This is a genomic window from Marinobacterium iners DSM 11526, from assembly GCF_900107855.1.
In the GTDB taxonomy this organism is placed as follows: Bacteria; Pseudomonadota; Gammaproteobacteria; order Pseudomonadales; family Balneatricaceae; genus Marinobacterium; species Marinobacterium iners.
Genome location: NZ_FNRJ01000003.1, coordinates 18980 through 36577 on the forward strand (window position 1 = coordinate 18980; position 17598 = coordinate 36577).

General features: G+C 56.0%; 15 protein-coding genes. 10 read left to right on the top strand and 5 right to left on the bottom strand.

Going from position 1 to position 17598, the window contains the following annotated elements; translation table 11 throughout:
• Positions 1-120: 120 nt before the first annotated feature.
• The 8 genes from pedF (at position 121) to BLV48_RS04750 (ending at position 10639) form a co-directional block, all read left to right on the top strand.
• Positions 121-564: a cytochrome c-550 PedF gene (gene pedF / locus BLV48_RS04715; RefSeq protein WP_091823895.1), complete on the top strand. Its 444-nt coding sequence runs from the start codon at positions 121-123 to the stop codon at positions 562-564.
• On the top strand, positions 551-1489 hold the full coding sequence (locus tag BLV48_RS04720) for a substrate-binding periplasmic protein (RefSeq protein ID WP_091823898.1): 939 nt from the start codon (positions 551-553) through the stop codon (positions 1487-1489). Before pedF ends, BLV48_RS04720 begins: the two co-directional genes overlap by 14 nt.
• A gap of 41 nt (positions 1490-1530) precedes the next feature.
• Entirely contained in the window at positions 1531-2298 is a 768-nt protein-coding gene (locus BLV48_RS04725) for a quinoprotein dehydrogenase-associated SoxYZ-like carrier (protein ID WP_091823902.1), read from the top strand.
• A 9-nt stretch (positions 2299-2307) separates the two neighbouring features.
• Positions 2308-3231: a quinoprotein relay system zinc metallohydrolase 1 gene (locus tag BLV48_RS04730; RefSeq protein WP_091823905.1), complete on the top strand. Its 924-nt coding sequence runs from the start codon at positions 2308-2310 to the stop codon at positions 3229-3231.
• Between the two features lie 179 nt (positions 3232-3410).
• Positions 3411-5183: a PQQ-dependent methanol/ethanol family dehydrogenase gene (locus tag BLV48_RS04735; RefSeq protein WP_091823908.1), complete on the top strand. Its 1773-nt coding sequence runs from the start codon at positions 3411-3413 to the stop codon at positions 5181-5183.
• Positions 5184-5495: 312 nt separating this feature from the next.
• Positions 5496-6635, top strand: a complete 1140-nt coding sequence (locus BLV48_RS04740; protein ID WP_091823910.1) for a porin — start codon at positions 5496-5498, stop codon at positions 6633-6635.
• Positions 6636-6888: 253 nt separating this feature from the next.
• Positions 6889-8049 carry a nitric oxide-sensing protein NosP gene (gene nosP / locus BLV48_RS04745; protein WP_091823913.1) on the top strand — a complete coding sequence of 387 codons (1161 nt, stop codon included), beginning with the start codon at positions 6889-6891 and terminating at the stop codon, positions 8047-8049.
• Positions 8039-10639, top strand: coding sequence for a NahK/ErcS family hybrid sensor histidine kinase/response regulator (locus tag BLV48_RS04750; RefSeq protein WP_091823916.1), 2601 nt, complete (start codon positions 8039-8041; stop codon positions 10637-10639). Before nosP ends, BLV48_RS04750 begins: the two co-directional genes overlap by 11 nt.
• Positions 10640-10655: 16 nt before the next feature.
• On the opposite strand, the gene BLV48_RS04755 is transcribed toward BLV48_RS04750, so the two are convergent.
• Positions 10656-11327 carry a response regulator gene (locus BLV48_RS04755; RefSeq protein ID WP_091823919.1) on the bottom strand — a complete coding sequence of 224 codons (672 nt, stop codon included), beginning with the start codon at positions 11325-11327 and terminating at the stop codon, positions 10656-10658.
• Positions 11328-11388: 61 nt separating this feature from the next.
• Positions 11389-11958 carry a rhodanese-like domain-containing protein gene (locus tag BLV48_RS04760; RefSeq protein WP_091823921.1) on the bottom strand — a complete coding sequence of 190 codons (570 nt, stop codon included), beginning with the start codon at positions 11956-11958 and terminating at the stop codon, positions 11389-11391.
• Positions 11959-12142: 184 nt separating this feature from the next.
• Here BLV48_RS04760 and BLV48_RS04765 point away from each other — a divergent pair, with 184 nt between their 5' ends.
• Positions 12143-12490: a PilZ domain-containing protein gene (locus BLV48_RS04765; RefSeq protein ID WP_091823924.1), complete on the top strand. Its 348-nt coding sequence runs from the start codon at positions 12143-12145 to the stop codon at positions 12488-12490.
• Here the strand turns inward: BLV48_RS04765 and BLV48_RS04770 are convergent.
• Positions 12446-14269 carry an ABC transporter ATP-binding protein gene (locus BLV48_RS04770; RefSeq protein ID WP_091823927.1) on the bottom strand — a complete coding sequence of 608 codons (1824 nt, stop codon included), beginning with the start codon at positions 14267-14269 and terminating at the stop codon, positions 12446-12448. The two genes, BLV48_RS04765 and BLV48_RS04770, sit on opposite strands and share 45 nt — an antisense overlap.
• Complete coding sequence (locus BLV48_RS04775) at positions 14256-15995, bottom strand: ABC transporter transmembrane domain-containing protein (protein WP_091823930.1); 1740 nt, start codon at positions 15993-15995, stop codon at positions 14256-14258. The genes BLV48_RS04770 and BLV48_RS04775 overlap by 14 nt, the downstream gene beginning before the upstream one ends.
• A gap of 61 nt (positions 15996-16056) precedes the next feature.
• Here BLV48_RS04775 and BLV48_RS04780 point away from each other — a divergent pair, with 61 nt between their 5' ends.
• Positions 16057-16668, top strand: a complete 612-nt coding sequence (locus BLV48_RS04780; protein ID WP_091823933.1) for a hypothetical protein — start codon at positions 16057-16059, stop codon at positions 16666-16668.
• Here the strand turns inward: BLV48_RS04780 and BLV48_RS04785 are convergent.
• Entirely contained in the window at positions 16643-17545 is a 903-nt protein-coding gene (locus tag BLV48_RS04785; protein WP_091823936.1) for a DMT family transporter, read from the bottom strand. The two genes, BLV48_RS04780 and BLV48_RS04785, sit on opposite strands and share 26 nt — an antisense overlap.
• Positions 17546-17598: the final 53 nt, after the last annotated feature.

The following is a 17598-nucleotide window of genomic DNA, read 5'->3' on the forward strand; positions in this document are numbered from 1 at the left end:
TTTTGGGTGCCAAGGTTGAATTCTGGCGCTGTGACGGCTGGTTCATCATGAGCTCATCAAGGTCGGGGCCTGTTCCCCGGCTGCGTTCTGTCAGATAAAACAAGAAACGGGTGAACAACCATGTCCAAGCATAACAAACTCACCGGCCTGTTGGCTGCCACTTTGATGGCTTCTGCACTTTCCGGCCAGGTACTGGCGCACGGCGATGTCACGCCTCAGGCAGTGGATACCGAAGGGCTGTCCAGTCTGGGTGAAGACTGGGCAGATACCAACCCCTATCGTGCGCCTTCTGATGACCACGACCTGGCGGTGAAGATTGGTGCTTCAGCCTATAACCAGAATTGTGCTCGCTGTCATGGACTGGACGGTATTTCAGGCGGTATCGCACCGGATCTGCGTTACCTGAGCCCGGATTTTGAAGGTGATGACTGGTTCAAGTACCGCGTGATAAACGGGGCGGTACGTGATGGCGCCGTCTACATGCCCAAAATGGCGGATACGTTGAGTCAGGAGGCGCTCTGGGCGATCAGAACCTGGCTGGAGACCAAGTATGTTGAGGAATAAGCTGCTGACACTGCTTATATCCCTGATGGCAGGCCTGCTCGGAAACGAGCAGGCTTTTGCGCGTTTGTATGATGACGTGATCGACTCGGGATATATTCGTATCGGTGTCTACAAGGACTTTCCACCGTATTCATGGGAGGAACAGGGCAAGCCTACCGGGCTGGATGTGGATATCGCTCGCCACATTGCGGATAAGCTGGAGCTTGATCTGCAGCTGCACTGGATCACGCCCGACGAAGGTCTCGAAGATGACCTGCGCAACAATGTCTGGCGGGGGCACTATCTGGACAAGGATGAAGACAATCCTCTTGCGCGGAAAAACGTGGCAGACGTGATGCTGCGAGTGCCCTATGACAAAGCCTATGCCTACAAACGGGATTCACTGGGGTATTTGATCAACGAATTTGTGGTCATGATGGCGCCCTATCATGAAGAACGCTGGCAGGTCGCCTATGACTCGCAGCGATTGGACTCAGTCAAAACTGTTGCGGTGTTTCAGTATGAGCCTGTAGGGGTCGAGGTTGATACCGTGCCTGCTTTTTATTTTACATCCGCTCTGAATGGCCGGTTGCGTGACAAGACTCGCCATTACGTGAACCCGCGTGCTGCGTTCGAGGCCATGGAGCAGGGTGAGGTTGCAGCCGTGATGGCAATGCGATCAGAGATCGACTGGTTGCTGGAGCAGGGCGGCAATCCACGCTTCAGGCTGGCGGAAAACAGCTTCCCGACCATGGGCAGGCAGATGTGGGATGTAGGTATTGCGGTGCGTGAGACTGATCGTCAACTGGGGTATGCCGTTGAGGCGGTACTTGACGACATGATCAGGGGCGGTCAGATGAAGCAGATCTTCGAGCGTTATGGGGTGCGTTTCAGTGCGCCGTCTTTCTATCAGGTGGAACAGGCAGCCCAGACTCAAGCGCAATAACCCAGTCAGGATTCACACAATAAAAACAAGAGGAATGACACATGCAGATGTTTCGCTCAGGCCTTGTTGGTCTGCTGGCTCTGTTGTTTACGGGGGTGTTGCAGGCGGGTACTCCCGATGATCCCCTCAATTCAGTGATGTGGGACTACACGCGGAAAATTTTTCTGGGGGATGCAGACTACCGCTTTGAGCCTCGTATCAAAGTTGAAGTCCCGGCATTTGCCGAAGATCCTGCCCAGGTGCCGATCAGTATCGATGCCAGTGCCTTTGCCGGTGAGATCGAGCGCATTGTGGTCTGGGCTGACCTGAACCCGATCCAGCATATCTTCGACTACTACCCGATTAAGAACGCCAACGGTCGCGTTTCACTGCGCATTAAGGTGCAGCAGAGTACCGCAGTGCGAGCGGCCGTGCTGACCAAAAGCGGCAGCTGGCATATTGGCTATGCCCAGCTCGAAGCGGCCGGTGGTGGTTGCACCACGCCCAGTATGGGTAATGCGGATCCTTACTGGCAGAGTCACCTCGGCGAAGTTCAGGCGCGCCGCTTCAGCAACGCAGAAGGCGAGGGATCTCGGCTTAAATTGCGTGTGATCCACCCGATGGACACTGGGTTGGTGGATGCGATTCCGGAGTTTTATCTGCAGCAGCTTGAATTGCGTAATGGGGCCGGCGAGGTTCAGATCCGTATGGAGTTGTCTCAGCCGGTATCTGAGAACCCGGTGATCAGCTTTGATCTTGATGAAGATACGACCGGTTATACCCTCTGGCTGAGGGATAACGGTGGTAATGAATTCACACGGCCACTTTAGGAGGTTCAGATGAAACGGATAACCGCTTTATTGTGCCTGCTGGTCTCTCTGTCGGCCAACGCAGCGTCGTTCGATTATGGGCTTAAGCCGGTGGAAGTGGCCGAGAACACCTGGTTCATTGAGGGGCGTACCGAAGACTTCAGCGTTGAAAATGGTGGTAACATCGTCAATACCGCCTTCATAGCAACTGGCGATGGGGTACTGGTACTGGATACAGGTGTCTCACGCCGTTATGGCGAAGCGCTGCTTGAAGCGATTCAGTCGGTCACGGATGAGCCTATTCGCATGGTGATCAATACCCATCAGCATCCCGATCACTTTCTGGGTAATCAGGCATTCCAGGATGTTCCCATTGTGTCTCTGGCGGAGACCCAGCAGCAGATTCGAAACCACGGCGACAGTTTTGCGGAAAACATGTACCGGCTGGTAGGGGACTGGATGCGCGGCACGGAAGTGGTGGTGCCGACCGAGACACTTGAACCCGGTGTGCAGCAGATGGGCAGCCATCGACTGGAGTGGATCCGAATGAGTGGGCACAGTGGTGCTGATCTGGTGCTGTTTGACCACAGCACCGGAGTGCTGTTTCCCTTTGACATGGTGTTCTATCAGCGCGCCCTGACAACTCCACATACCCCAGGACTGCAGCAGTGGCGAGATGAAATTGCACAACTGCGGCAGTATCCATTCAAGCTGATGCTGCCAGGGCATGGGCCAATGGTGAGCGATCAACGTGCGCTTGATCAGATGGACACCTATCTGGTCTGGCTGGACAAAACGTTGCGTGATGCCGCAGAGCAGGGCTTGAGCATGACTGAAGTGATGCAGCTGCCGATCCCTTCCGAGTTTGACAGCATCGCCCTGCGTGAAGTCGAGTTCCAGCGCAGCGTTGTTCATCTCTTTCCTGCCTATGAAGAGGCGGCTTTTGGCCGTTGACGGCTGCGGCAAAGGCCAGTCAATGCAGGCTCTCCAGCCGGGTATTACTACCAAGTGAGGAGAAAACTGCTTCGCCCGTTCAATTGTTCCAAACGGGGTCAAATTCAAGAATGCCTGTACGGGTCGGGAAATTTTCCCGGCTCTCTCCCGAACAACAAAAATCCTCAAAGGGGACAGCGATGAAGAAATTTGGCTGCCGTAATGGCTTCGCTCTATCCACGCTGGTTGCAGCCATGTCGGTTGCAACACTGGCGCAGGCAGGTGTGACCGACAAGGATATTCTCGCCGATCATATGACAACGGACGCGATTGTGACCAACGGCCTTGGGCTGCAGGGTCAGCGCTACAGTCCGCTTGATGCACTCAACACGGAAAACGTTCAGGAACTGCGTCCGGTCTGGTCGCTGTCTTTCGGTGGTGAGAAGCAGCGTGGGCAGGAATCCCAGCCGATGGTCAAAGATGGCGTGATGTACGTCACGGCTTCCTATTCACGCGTGTTTGCTGTTGATGCCCGTACCGGTGACGAGCTGTGGGAATACAACGCCCGACTGCCTGATGGCATCATGCCTTGCTGTGACGTGATCAACCGTGGTGTAGGTCTGTATGATGACCTGGTAATTTTCGGCACCCTGGATGCCAAGCTGGTAGCCCTGAACAAGGATACCGGCAAGGTGGTCTGGATCAAGAAAGTGGCCGACTACAAGGAAGGCTACTCGATTACGGCTGCACCGCTGATCGTGAACGGTAAGATCATTACCGGTGTATCCGGTGGCGAATTCGGCGTAGTGGGCAAGGTTGAAGCCTATGATGCCAAAACCGGTGATATCCTCTGGACCCGTCCGACCGTGGAAGGCCACATGGGATATGTTTGGAAGGATGGCAAGAAGGTTGAGAATGGCATCTCCGGTGGCAAGCCGGGCCAGACTTGGCCGGGTGATCTCTGGAAAACGGGCGGTGCTGCTACCTGGCTGGGCGGTACCTACGATCCGGATACCAACCTGCTGTTCTTCGGTACCGGTAACCCCGCTCCCTGGAACTCGCATCTGCGTCCGGGTGATAACCTGTTCTCCTCATCGCGTCTGGCAATTAATCCGGATGACGGCAAAATTGTATGGCACTTCCAGACCACGCCTCACGACGGTTGGGACTTCGATGGCGTGAACGAGGTTATCTCGTTCGATTACACCCAGGGTGGAAAAACGGTGAAGGCGGCGGCCACTGCCGACCGTAACGGCTTCTTCTATGTCCTGAACCGTGAAAACGGAGACTTCATTCGTGGTTTCCCGTTTGTTGACAAGATCACCTGGGCCGAAGGTCTGGATGAGAAAGGCCGTCCGGTCTACAAGGACGGTGGTCGTCCGGGTAATCCGCTCGATGCCAAAGAGGGCAAGCAGGGTGAGTCCGTTGTGTCTGCGCCTTCTTTCCTGGGCGGCAAGAACTGGATGCCGATGGCGTACAGCCAGGATACCGGGCTGTTCTACGTACCCTCGAATGAGTGGGAGATGGATATCTGGAACGAACCGATCTCCTACAAGAAAGGAGCTGCCTATCTGGGTGCCGGTTTCACCATCAGGCCGATGAATGAAGAGTATATTGGTGTGCTGCGTGCGATCGATCCGGTTAACGGCGAGGAAGTATGGCGCTACAAGAACTACGCGCCGCTTTGGGGTGGGGTGCTGACCACCAAGGGCAACCTGGTGTTCACTGGTAACCCTGAAGGCTACCTGATGGCATTCGATGCCAAAACCGGCGAGATGCTGTACAAGTTCAACACCGGTTCAGGCATTGTCGGTTCGCCGATTACCTGGGAGATGGATGGTGAGCAGTACGTCTCCGTTGTGTCCGGCTGGGGTGGTGCGGTACCGCTCTGGGGTGGTGAAGTGGCCAAGCGTGTCAAACACCTGAACCAGGGTGGCTCTGTCTGGACCTTCAAACTGCCGAAAAAAAGCTGATCGACTGATACCCGCTGTTTGAAAAAGCCCTGCCGGCTCTGTCGGCAGGGCTTTTTTGTTGAACTTTCAGCTGAGCGATTAATCTATTGATATCAATTGGATATAAAGCATATCTTATGTTACACCTGCTTCTGCTACCTTCAGGCAGAGTCGTAATACTCCGGCATTGATACGGTTCAGTCTGCCTCGGTAGTGCGCCTGAAAGCGTGCACAAAACCTTCTGTTGTTGCATATATCAAGGTCTCCCCTTGGGCGAACATCACCCCATCGTAATCACGATGTCATGACCGATGTTTCTATTTGGGGGAAACCATGAACAATAAAAAATTCACCACCAGACTTCTGCCTGCAATGATTGCACTGGGTATGGCTGCCCAGGCTCAGGCCGAGATCAAGCTGTATGATCAGGAAGGTACAACGTTCTCGACCGATGGCCTGATCAACGCTTTCTACGTACACAGTGACAATGATGGCCGCGAGCAGTCTCGTGTCAAAATGGGCTTCCTGCCCAACTGGATCGGTTTCAATTTCGGCAAGGAAACAGGTGACCTGAAGCTTGGTGCGCGTTCATCGTTCTGGGTCAGCATCAATGATTCCGATGTGGTGCGTGCCAATAATCAGGGGCGGGGTGAGTCTCTGGGTACCGATACCGGCATCGATGTACGTCAGTTCTACGGCACAGTCGATGGTGACTGGGGCCAAGTATTGATCGGTAAAGACTTTGGTCTGTTCAACCGTACCAACATCATGTCAGACGAGTTGCTGCTCGGTTATGGCCAGACTTCTGATGCATTGGGTCTGATTGATGGTGGCAACGTTTCCTTCGGCAACATCGGCAGTGGCTATACCTATCCGTTCCCGAAAGCACAGATCACGTACCGTTCGCCCACCCGCAATGGCCTCCAGCTGGCGGTTGGTATCTTTGATCCAAGCAAATCGTCGGCTGACTCGTCAGAAGATGCACCGCGTTTTGAAGGTGAACTGACCTACACAGTAAACACCGACTCCTTGGACTTCAAAGCGTGGCTGGGTGGCTTGTATCAGAGCTCTGATGACCCAGTAGCCGATACAAGTGTGGATTCGACAGGTGTTTCCTACGGCGCCAACGTCAAATTTGGTGATCTGTCACTGACGGCATCCGGCTTCCAGAGCGAAGGTATCCACCCGGCAGCAATCGACAACTTTGTAGCGGATGAAAGTGTTGAGCTTGATGGGTATCTGGTGCAGGGTTCCTACAGCTTTGGCCCGAACCGTGTAGCCCTTTCATATGGTGAAAACGAAGGTGACAATGGCGCCGACTTCACCTACGAAAATACAGCAGTTGCCTGGTTCTATACTGTGAACAGCAACCTGAAACTGATTGCCGAGTACGACCAGACTGAAATCAGTGGTTCCACTCTGGGTACCGAAAAGAACGATACCATGGCCTTTGGTGCCGTCCTGACCTGGTAAACCTGCAGTACCACTCCTGGCGCGTAGCCGGCTCCCCTTCGCCGTCTGCGCGTTTTTTTGTCCGCCATTTGAAGTAGTACTTTGGGAGTAGATGATCAGTTGGTATCAGACTCCCGCAGCATGGGCCTGTTCAGCCCAAAACCGCTACTTTCATGCTGCTTTTACTGATGTTTGAAGTACTCAAGTAGCATTACCCGCCCCTGTAGTGCTGGCTACAATGTGGGTATACCCATATCTGCGCGAGTGTACCCCTATGAACGCGCCTGTACTGCACAGTCCCGTCCGTTCTGCCATGTCATCGGCACGCGATCCTGAAACGGCATCTCGGGAGTTGGCCACGGCACTTGATCATCCTGAACTTGGTTTCGTTCTTTTTTTCTGCTCGGCAGAGTATGACCTGAATGCACTTGCGCACAGTCTCAATGATGCCTTTGGCGAGGTTCAGCTGGCAGGCTGTACCACTGCAGGTGAGTTGACACCGCGTGGCTACGATCAGGGAACAATCACCGCCATCGGCTTTGATCGTCATCTTTTTGCCGTTGAAGTCGGGCTGATAGAAGAGCTGGAAAAGTTCAGTCTGACCGATGCCCAGTCTGAGGTGGAACGGCTGATCGGGCGCTGTCGTGAGCGTCAGGTTGCGCCGATCAAGGGACATACCTTTGCCCTGACGCTGCTGGATGGGCTATCCAGTCAGGAGGAACTGGTGTTGCTGACATTGGATTCAGCACTGGGCAGCATCCCCAATTTTGGTGGCTCGGCGGGTGATGATATTCATCTGACCGGTACCCATGTATTTGCCGGTGGCGAGTTCCGGACCCGTGCAGCGGTGGTTGTGATGATCAATACGCCGTTGGACTTTGAGGTCTTCAGTACGCACCACATGCATAGTCTGGAACAGAAGCTGATCGTAACCCGTGCAGATGCCGCCAGTCGTACCGTATACGAGCTGAATGCCGAGCCGGCTGCGCTGGAATATGCCCGCCTGCTGGGACTGAACCCCGAACAACTCGATTTCAAGACTTTTGCACTCAATCCTCTGGCTGTGCGCATCGGGCAGGAGTATTACGTGCGCTCCATTCAAAAGGTCAATCCTGACCTGAGTCTGACCTTCTATTGCGCCGTCGAGAACGGCATCGTTTTGACCGCCATGCAGCCTGGCGAAATGCTGCAGGACCTTTCTCTCCGCCTTGAACAGATTGAAAGCACTTTGGGTGAACCGTTGATTACTATCGGCTGTGACTGCTTTCTGCGCCGGCTGGAAGCGGAGTATACCGGGCAGGCACAGAAGACATCCGAACTGCTGACCCGGCATCAGGTAATCGGCTTTAACACCTATGGTGAGCAGTTTGATGGTATGCATATCAATCAGACCTTTACCGGGGTCGTGATCGGCAGGGCGCAGCATGGCTACTGATATCGAAAAGGCACAGCTGGAAGCGCGTATCGCAGAGCTTGAGCAAGACAATGCCAAGCTGCGTCGCATGAAACAGGCGTTGATCGAACGGGTCGAGTCCAGCAGCACAGTACGTACGGCGCCGTATGCCGCGTTTGAGCATTCGGTAGTGCTGGCCGAGCAGGTGCGTGAGCGCACCGAAGCATTGAATGCGGCATTGGCAGAACTCAAACACAGTAACATGGCGCTGAAGCAGGCCAATCAGGAGGCAGCCACGGCGCACCAGCGACTGATTGACGCCATCGAAAGCATCTCGGACGCCTTTGTACTGTTTGATGCCGAACGGCGTATCGTGCTGTTCAACAGCCGCTTTCGTGACTATTGGCAGGGCACGCAAACTCGTATTGAGCGGGGCATCACCATCCATGATGTGCGCCGTCTTGCGCTGGAGTGTGGCGTAATTGCCGAAGAGCATGTTGGTCAGGGGGATGAGGCGACCGTATATCATCTTTCTGATGGCCGCTGGGTGCAGATGAACGAGCGTCATACCAATGATGGCGGTCTTGTGATCCTGTACACCGATATTACCGACCTGAAGGCGAGTGAGACCGCTCGGCGTGAGCAGGCGCTGGCACAAAAAAGCCGGTTGCTGCAGCGTACCGTTGATAATCTGTCCCAGGGGGTAGCGCTGGTTAACCCGGAGGGCGAGCTGGAAGTCTGGAATGACCGATTTGCCGAACTGACCGGACTCAGCCCGGTCAGCAGCGTCCCGTTTGAGTCTTTGATGGGTGCCAGTGAAGTGCAGCTGCTGACACCCGACACGCTCAGTGTACACGGTCGGCCACTGTTGGAAACCGAGCAGCACCTTGCGGATGGTCGAGTACTGGAAATTCGTACCCACCCAATGCCATCCGGTGGCTTTGTAAATACCTACACGGATATAACCGAACGCCATCGTTATGCTGAAACCCTGCGCGAAAACGAGAACTGGCTGCGTCTGATTACCGACCATGTGCCGGCGCTGATCGCCTATGTGGGCGGTGAAGGACATTTCCAGTTCACCAACCAGGTTTATGATGATTGGTATGGCTGGCCTCGGGGAAGTCTGATCGGGCAGAGCATTCGTCAGGTACACGGTGAGCAGCAGTATGCTCGGCTGGAGCCGTATATCCGCCAGACCATGAGCGGGCAGAATGCCACCTTCGAAATTGATGAACAGAATGCGGCAGGTGAAAACCGGCACATGCTCAAATCCTATGTAGCCAATATTGATGCTGCGGGCAACACGGTTGGTTTCTTTGTGCTGATCCGTGATATCACTGAACGCAAACGAACCGCGCTTGCGCTGCAGCAAGCCTATCAGAACCTTGAGCAGCGCGTACGCGAACGTACCTCAGAGCTGACTGGGGTTAACCTGCAGCTGCGACAGGAGATCGAGGAGCGTATGTCGATCGAGGCGCGGTTGCTGGAGGCCAAGCAGGACGCCGAACAGGCTAACCTGTCCAAAACCAAGTTTCTTGCGGCGGTCAGTCACGATCTGCTGCAGCCGCTCAATGCAGCACGCCTGTTTACCGGTGCCTTGCTGGAACAACCCATGCCGGAGCGCATTCGCAGCCTGATCAGCTCTGTCAGCAACTCCCTGCAGGATGTGGAAACCCTGTTGGGTACGCTGGTTGATATTTCCCGCCTGGACGCGGGTGTCATCAAACCTGATGTATCCGCATTCAGGCTCAATGAGTTACTGGATACATTGGCAGCGGAATACCACCAGATGGCCGCTGCCGAAGGGCTGTCATTCCGTTTTGCGGGCAGTGACCGGGTCGTACTCAGTGACGCAACACTGTTGGCCCGTATTCTGCGCAACTTTTTGACCAACGCACTGCGCTATACCGATAAGGGCGGGAAAATCCTGTTGGGTTGCCGTCGCAGAGGAGAGCGGGTGTTGATTGAGGTCTGGGATACCGGTTCTGGCATTCCCGAGGACAAGCTGACGGAAATATTCCAGGAATTTCGTCGTATCCGTAACGGCAATCAGCATCAGGACAAAGGGCTGGGGCTGGGCCTTGCCATTGTCGACAAGATCGGCCGTATGCTGGATCACCCGATCAGGGTGAGATCAGTCGAGGGCAGGGGCTCGGTGTTTTCGGTAGAAGTGCCGGCAGGTCGGTTGTTGCCACAATCCTTCCAGGCGCCGTTTTCGGACCCGAGCATTCATGCCCGGCTGGAGGGAGCGCGCATCTGGATGATCGACAACGATCCCGCCATCTGTGCCGGCATGGCCACGCTGCTGACAGGTTGGGGCTGTGAAGTGGTGACGGCGCTGGGGCTGGACGATCTGCAGCAGCAGGTATCCATTGGCAGCGCCGGGCTGGACATTCTGATTGCTGATTACCATCTGGATGACGGCGCGACCGGTGATGAGCTGGTACGTGAGGTGCTGAGTCTGCGGGCGGACCAGCCGCCGGTATTGATGATCACGGCCAACTACAGCAACGAGCTGAAACAGGAAGTGAAGGCTCAGGGGTATCTGCTGATGAACAAGCCGGTCAAGCCGCTGAAGCTTAAGGCTACACTGGCCCACTTGCTGCAACGCCGGCAACAGCCGGCGTAAGCAGAGAGTAGATGCTTCAGCGCCGCAGATACTGGGCGAAATCGATATCGCTGGCCGAGAGGATCGCCTGAACTCGGTTATGTACACCGAGTTTGCGCAGAATGGCCGAAACGTGGGCCTTGACGGTCGTTTCGGCAATATGGAGGTTGTAGGCGATCTGCTTATTGGACTCCCCCTTGGCCATCCGTTCCAGCACAAGCAGCTGACGACGAGTCAAAGAAGAGAGGAGTTCCGGTGCAATCTGGGGGTTGTCGTTGCCGCGTCGGTTGCGGCGTCCTTCCTGTCCGCTTTGGCGGATAATGTCAGATGGCAGGTAGACGTTTCCGTCCAGGATCTGCTGCAGGGCTTCGGTCATCTGGTTGCGCGGTGATGATTTTGAGATGAAGCCAACGGCACCGCAGGTGATCGCCTGCAGCACGATCTGTTTGTCATCCTCGGCTGAAACAATCACCACGGGTACGGTGGGTGCCTCGTTGCGCAGTGAAATGAGCCCGTTGAGACCATTCATTCCGGGCATGTTGAGATCCAGCAACACCAGGTCCAGATCATCGTGTTCCTGCGCCAGGGCAAGGGCGGTCTCAAGGTTTTCGGTTTCCAGTGTTTCGGTATCAGGGAAACCTGATTCGATCACATTGGTGATCGCCTCTCGGAACAGTGGGTGGTCATCAGCGATAAGAATCTTGTACACGGGTATGTTCCCCTTTTATCTTTATTATTAAGAACTTCAGAGACCTTCCGTGTCAAACTTTTCAATAGTCGGCCGGTAATGGCACGGGGGTTCCGGTGACCAGATCGAGTTCGGCTTCGCGCCAGCCGTCAGTCCCTTCTGCATACCAGTACAGATTTTGGTAACCCCAGCCGTGGGCGCGTTTGACAGCATTCCATGACATCCAGCAGTCAGCCGTGCAGTACAGTATGACCGGTCTCAATGGATCGCCACCGGTTGCCTGCTCCAGTTGAGTGCTGAAGTACCGCTCCAGTCGTTCACCGGGTTCGCCCAGTCCTACGTTGGGCAGCCATATACTGCTGGGCAGGTGCAGTCGGGGTTTGGTAATCAGAAAAATACCGTCCTGCCATCCTACCGGCTGTACATCGACCAGTACCGGCTTTTTCGGTTGCTCCAGCAAACTGCGAACACCCGCGGTATCGACTCGAGTGCCACCCTCTACCGGTATCGCAGGCGGGCTGCGATAGTGGGCGATGCGATAGCCGTCCCAGGAAAAATAGAGCCGGTCGTCAGGGTCTATCTCGGCCGCGGCGGTCGCAGTGAGCCCGGCAAGCAGGGCCGTTATGACTGATAGTCTTGCAAGCAGATGCATGGTGTAACTCCGTTACGACTATTAGACTCCTGCTGCCGGGTACTATGAATTCGACCTTGGGGGCGCCAAACCGGTACTTAAGTAGTAAAAAACCGTTTGTATCACAAGGTTGATCTGACCCTGAACATTGTTACGGCCACATGGCGGCACTATCATACCTGCATCCAACTGACAGAGAAGCAAGATGTTTCAGGAAAGACGCATATCTCCCCGCGTGCACTGTAGCCTGCCGGCAGAAATTGAAACCTCGGCAGGGGAGATGATCGATGTGAATCTGGTAAACATCAGCCGCAGTGGTTTCCATGTTGAGGGTGGTGAGGTGCTGGCCGGGTTACAACCGCCACAGGGATTGGGGGCCACCGAGGTCTGGCTGCATTTCGGGCTTGGGCAGGGTCCGTTGCATTGCCACTGCCGTATTGTGTACAAGCGGCGCAATTCTCATGACAGCATCGGTTTGGGTCTGCACATTGTGTCGACAGACCCTGACTCACTCACGCTGATCGACCGTTTTGTGCTCGACCGTCTCAGTTGAATACTGTTCAGCATCCTGCACCCGTGCTGCCTGCTGCTGCAGGCGGTACAGTCTTGCATAACGCCCTTGCTCGGCCCGCATCAGTGCTCGGTGTGAACCGGACTCAACAATCTCGCCATTGACCAGCAGCAGGATGTTGTCTGCCTCACGAATAGTGGAAAGGCGATGGGCAATCACAATAAGACTTACCTTACCATGCAGTTCGTGCAATGCTCGCTGCACCACCTGTTCTGTTTCGCTGTCGACGCTCGCCGTGGCCTCATCCAACAGCAGAACGCGCGGAGAACCTGCCAGTGCACGGGCGATGACCAGCTGCTGGCGCTGACCAGTCGAGAGTCGAGTCCCACGTTCCCCCAGCAATGTATGCATTCCCTGTGGCAGCTGTTGGATCATCGGCAACAGATAGGCCTGAGCGGCTGCCTGTTCGATGGCAACATCGCCAAGACCGCGCCCCATGTCGATATTGTCACGAATGCTGCCTGCAACGATGAATGGTTCCTGCGGAATCAGACCGATGCCATCACGCAGGGCAGCATTGCTCAGAGACTGCAGGGGCTGGTCGTCGATTCGAATCGTACCTCTGTCGGGAGCGTAGTAGCGCAGCAGCAGGCTCAGCAGCGTGCTCTTGCCGCTGCCGGTGGGGCCTGCAATGCCCAGAAACTGGCCAGGCGGAAGGTCAAAACTGATTCCACGCAGAACCGGCTTCTCCGGTTGATAACCAAAACCCAGCTGCTGCACTTGAATGTGCCCCTTGCTGACAGAACCCGTGCCGGGTTGACTGAGAGCGTTGTCTTCCGGTTCGTCCAGCAACTCCTGCACACGGCGTCCGGCAATCATCGCCTGCTGGTAAAGGTTGAAACGCTGAGTAATCTCTGCCAGTGGTTCGGTGAAACGTCCCAGCAGGTTGATGAAAGCGTACAGCACACCGATCTCCAGGGTTTGCTCGGCAGGTTGCAAACCAAACCCCCAGATCACGGCGACGAGCACCAGTACGCTCATCAGGTCGATGGCCGGCCGTAACAGGGCCGCACTAATGCGAATGGTGCGCAGGCGTGACTGATAGTAAGGCTGGTTAAGCGTTTCAAACCGGTTGATAAACCGGCCCTGCTGCCCGGATGCCTGAATCACGCCCATGCCACTGATCGACTCGCTGACCAGTCCGTTGATCTCCGAGCGCAGCTGTCGCTGGCGTGATACGGCGGCACCGCTGGCGCGCTGGTAAAGCCAGATCAGTCCGACCACAGCGGGTATCATCAGCAGTGCAATCAGCATCAGGAACGTATCCAATACGGCCATTGCAATCAGGATGCCTACCAGAAGCACGGTGTTGGTCAGTACTACTGACAGGAACTGCACGTACAGATCCTTTATCGATTCGGTGTCATTGGTGATGCGGCTGACCACCTGACCTGTAATGGCATGGTCAAACCATCCAAGCGGCAGACGCAAGGCACGTCTGAAAGCCCGTTCGCGGATATCCTGCACCGCCACCAGTGCCATGTCGGTAAATTTCATGGTCTGATGGAAGCGCAGCCAGGCGGCCAGTATCTGTACCAGCAGGTATCCAACCAGCAGCAGTCCAACCGGCTGCCACTGCAGGTTGCCGGGCATCAGGTAATCATCTATGTAAACCTTGGCCAGCAGCGGGCCGGCCACATCAGCAGCAGTGGCCAGCACCAGTAAAATCAAAGCCTTGACCAGCAGCGGACGGTCACGGCGGATATAATCGAACAGCAGGCTGAAGGCGCGTCTAGCCTGGCTGCGCTCAGTGGCTGACATCGGTTTCTTCCTCCATCTGCTGGTAGGTCCACATGCGACTGTACCAGCCGTCAGTGGCAAGAAGCTGCTCATGAGTCCCGGTCTCGTCGGGGTGGCCGTGTTGCAATACCAGAATGCTGTCACAGTCTCGCAGCGCACTCAGGCGATGGCTGATCACAATCAGGCTGCGCCGCACACTGGCCTGTTGCAGGCGCTGCAGAATGCGTTTCTCGGTATCAAGGTCAACCGCTGAAAGGGAGTCATCCAGCACCAGCACAGGGGCCGGGGCCAGCAGCGCGCGCGCCAGAGCAACACGCTGGCGCTGGCCTCCGGACAGGGTAACGCCACGTTCGCCGACCGGTGTGTCATAGCCCTTTGGCAAACGTTCGATATCTTCATCGACGGATGCCAGCCATGCTGCGTGGCGTATCGCTTCAGGGTTTGCATCCGGCTGGCTCAAGGCAATGTTTTCCGCCACCGTCAGGCTGAACAGGAAAGGGTCCTGCGGCACCCATGCGAAGCAGCTGCGCAGGGCCTGCAACGGGTAATCCGCAACGGCATAGTCGCCCAGTCGCAGATGCTGTGGGCTATCGGCCTCACGGTAGCGCATCAGTAACTGGATTAAGGTGCTTTTGCCAGCACCGGTAGGGCCGGCGATGCCAAGGCGGCTGCCCGGCGGCAGATCAAAACTTACGTCCTGCAATGCAGGCGTTTCACTGCCGGGGTAGGTGAAGCTGAGTGCCTCGGCTGTCAGGGATGTTTCACTGACCGGCTGCTGCCCCTGGTCCTTGATGGAGTCGGGCGTTTGCAAGGTCGCGTCGACCCGTTTCCAGGCGGCACTGCCACGTTCGATGATATTGAGCAGCCAGCCGAACGCCCACATGGGCCAAATCAGCTGACCCAAGTAGAGGGTGAAACCGGTCAGTTCACCGATGCTGAGCTGCTCGGTGCTGATCAACCAGCTGCCACCGGCGAGAGTGAGAAGCAGAGAGGCGCTCATGCACAGAAAGATCAGTGGGTCGAACAGGGCCTCGCTGCGGGCTACATCATAGTTGGCCTTCGCGGCGCGATGGGTGATGGCGGCGTAATCATCGAACTCCTGCTGCTCGCGTCCAAGTGCTCGAATCATGCGAATGCCAGAGAGTGCTTCCTGGGTTCGGTCATTCAGTGCGGAGAACTGTTCCAGTGCTTCATTGAACTGGTGGTGGATACGGTTGGACAGGCGATGGAAACCAAATGCCATAACGGGGAAGGGCAATAATGCGATCAGGGTCAGGCGCCAGTCGATCACGGCTGCCATCATGATCATCACCAGCACAAAGGTCAGCAGGCCATCAAATCCTGACAGGATCCCTTCGCCTGCTGCCATCTCAATCGCATCTATATCGTTGGTGGCCCGTGCCATCAGGTCGCCGGTATTGTGTTCGGCATAAAAGGCGTCCCCCTGTCGGGTCAACCGTTGATAAAAACGGCTGCGCAGCAGGTTACCCAGCCGATAGGCGGTTCCGAACAGTATTTGACGCCAGGTGAAGCGCAGTACGTAGATCGCCAGGGCGCAGCCAAGCAGCAGCCAGAGGATGCGGCTGTGGCTCTGGTTGTCACCGGCCGTGAGATGGTCAACGCTTTGCCCTACCAGCCAGGGAATGCTGAGATTGAGCATGGCAACCAGTGACAGCAGTAACAGAGCTACCGAATAGGTGCGCCAGTGTTCGCGAAAGAACCAGCTCAATTGTTGAAACAGTTGCATGGCATCCTGTCGAATTTCAAAGTGATATGATGGACGGCGGTTTCATTCAGGAGAATACCGCATGAGTCTGATTCGGCGATGGCATCTGGTGTTACTTGCCCTGATCGTTGTTCTGTTGTGGATGGGACGTTCCCATTCACCGGTACCAGAGTCGTCTGAGCTGCCGCAGGTGTCGCTGGCACCTGTGTCTGCCGAGCCGCTACAACAGAATTTAACCCCGCCAGCCGAGCTTGAATTCGGGCAGTATTCGCTGCGTCTGTTGGCCGAGTTCGCGCTGGAAGCGCGGGTGCTGGCTCGAGAGCGCTATCGAATGGGGCGTGAGGCAGACCTTTCCCCCTGGGACTTCGCGCTGGGCTGGGGGCGTATGGCCGAGCCGGAAATTGCGCGTCAGTTTACCATACGTCAGTCGGGTCGATGGTATTACTGGCGCACCGAACAGTTGCCGATTCCCCAGCGTGAAGTTGAGATCAGCAGTGCCAATATGCACCTGATTCCGGCCAACGATCAAGTCAGAGAGGCACTGGATCGTGTCAATTCCGGCAGCACGGTAAGCCTGCGCGGGTTTCTGGTTGAGGCCCGCGGCGAAGACGGCTGGCGCTGGCGCAGCTCCATGTCGCGGGAAGATACCGGCGATGGCGCCTGCGAACTCATTCTGGTGACTGATGTGCTTTGATCTCCTGCCGTAGCGGCGCCTTGCGCTGCTCTGCGCGGATATTGATCAGGTTGCCGCTGAACATCAGCGCAGCGCCCGCCAGTACATACCAGTCGATCAGTTCCTGATAAAACAGATAACCTACCAGTGCGATCAGGGGCAGACGCATGAAGTCCATCGGTACAACAACAGTCGCGTCTGCCAGCTTGAATGCGCGTGCCATACAGTAGTGTGCACTCATGGCGGTGACGCCGACGACCAGTATCCAGGGCAAGGCTTCAAGGGTAGGGCTTTTCCAGTCAAGCAGTGATGGGACCATGCCAAAGGGAAGCTGCATCAGAGTCATGTAGAACAGGATGCACAGTGGGGTGTCGGTGCGAGTCAGTGACTTGGTCTGAATGTAAGAGAGAGCATAGCCGAACGCGCCGGCCAATACGGCCAGTGAGGCCGGGTGCAGCACGCCCATGCCGGGGCGCAGTATCAGCAGCAGGCCGGCAATACCCAGCGCCACCGCCAGCACTCTAGGCAGTGTAAGTCGCTCACCCAGCAGCAGCCAGGCCAGCAGGGCCGTCCAGACAGGAGTGGTGAACTCGATGGCGATTACCTCCGCCAGCGAGATCCAGGCCAGGCCATAAAACCAGCCATACTGACCACCGAAATGAGCGATGTTGCGCACCAGGTGCGCTCCGGGACGGGTGGTACGTAGCTGTTCGATGCCGGTTTTGGCCACCAGTGCACCGATCAGGACAACGCCGATTACGCTGCGGAAAAACAGAATTTGGTAGGTGGTATATTCAGCTGTCAACTCACGTCCGGAAACAGCCATGGCCATGAACGAGAACAGCGCGCCGGTCATCCAGAGCGCAGCCAGAAATGCCGGGTGACGATCCTTCAACATCACAGCTCCTGAAATGCAAAACAGCATTCTCTCAGCTGCAGCGGGTATCGTCT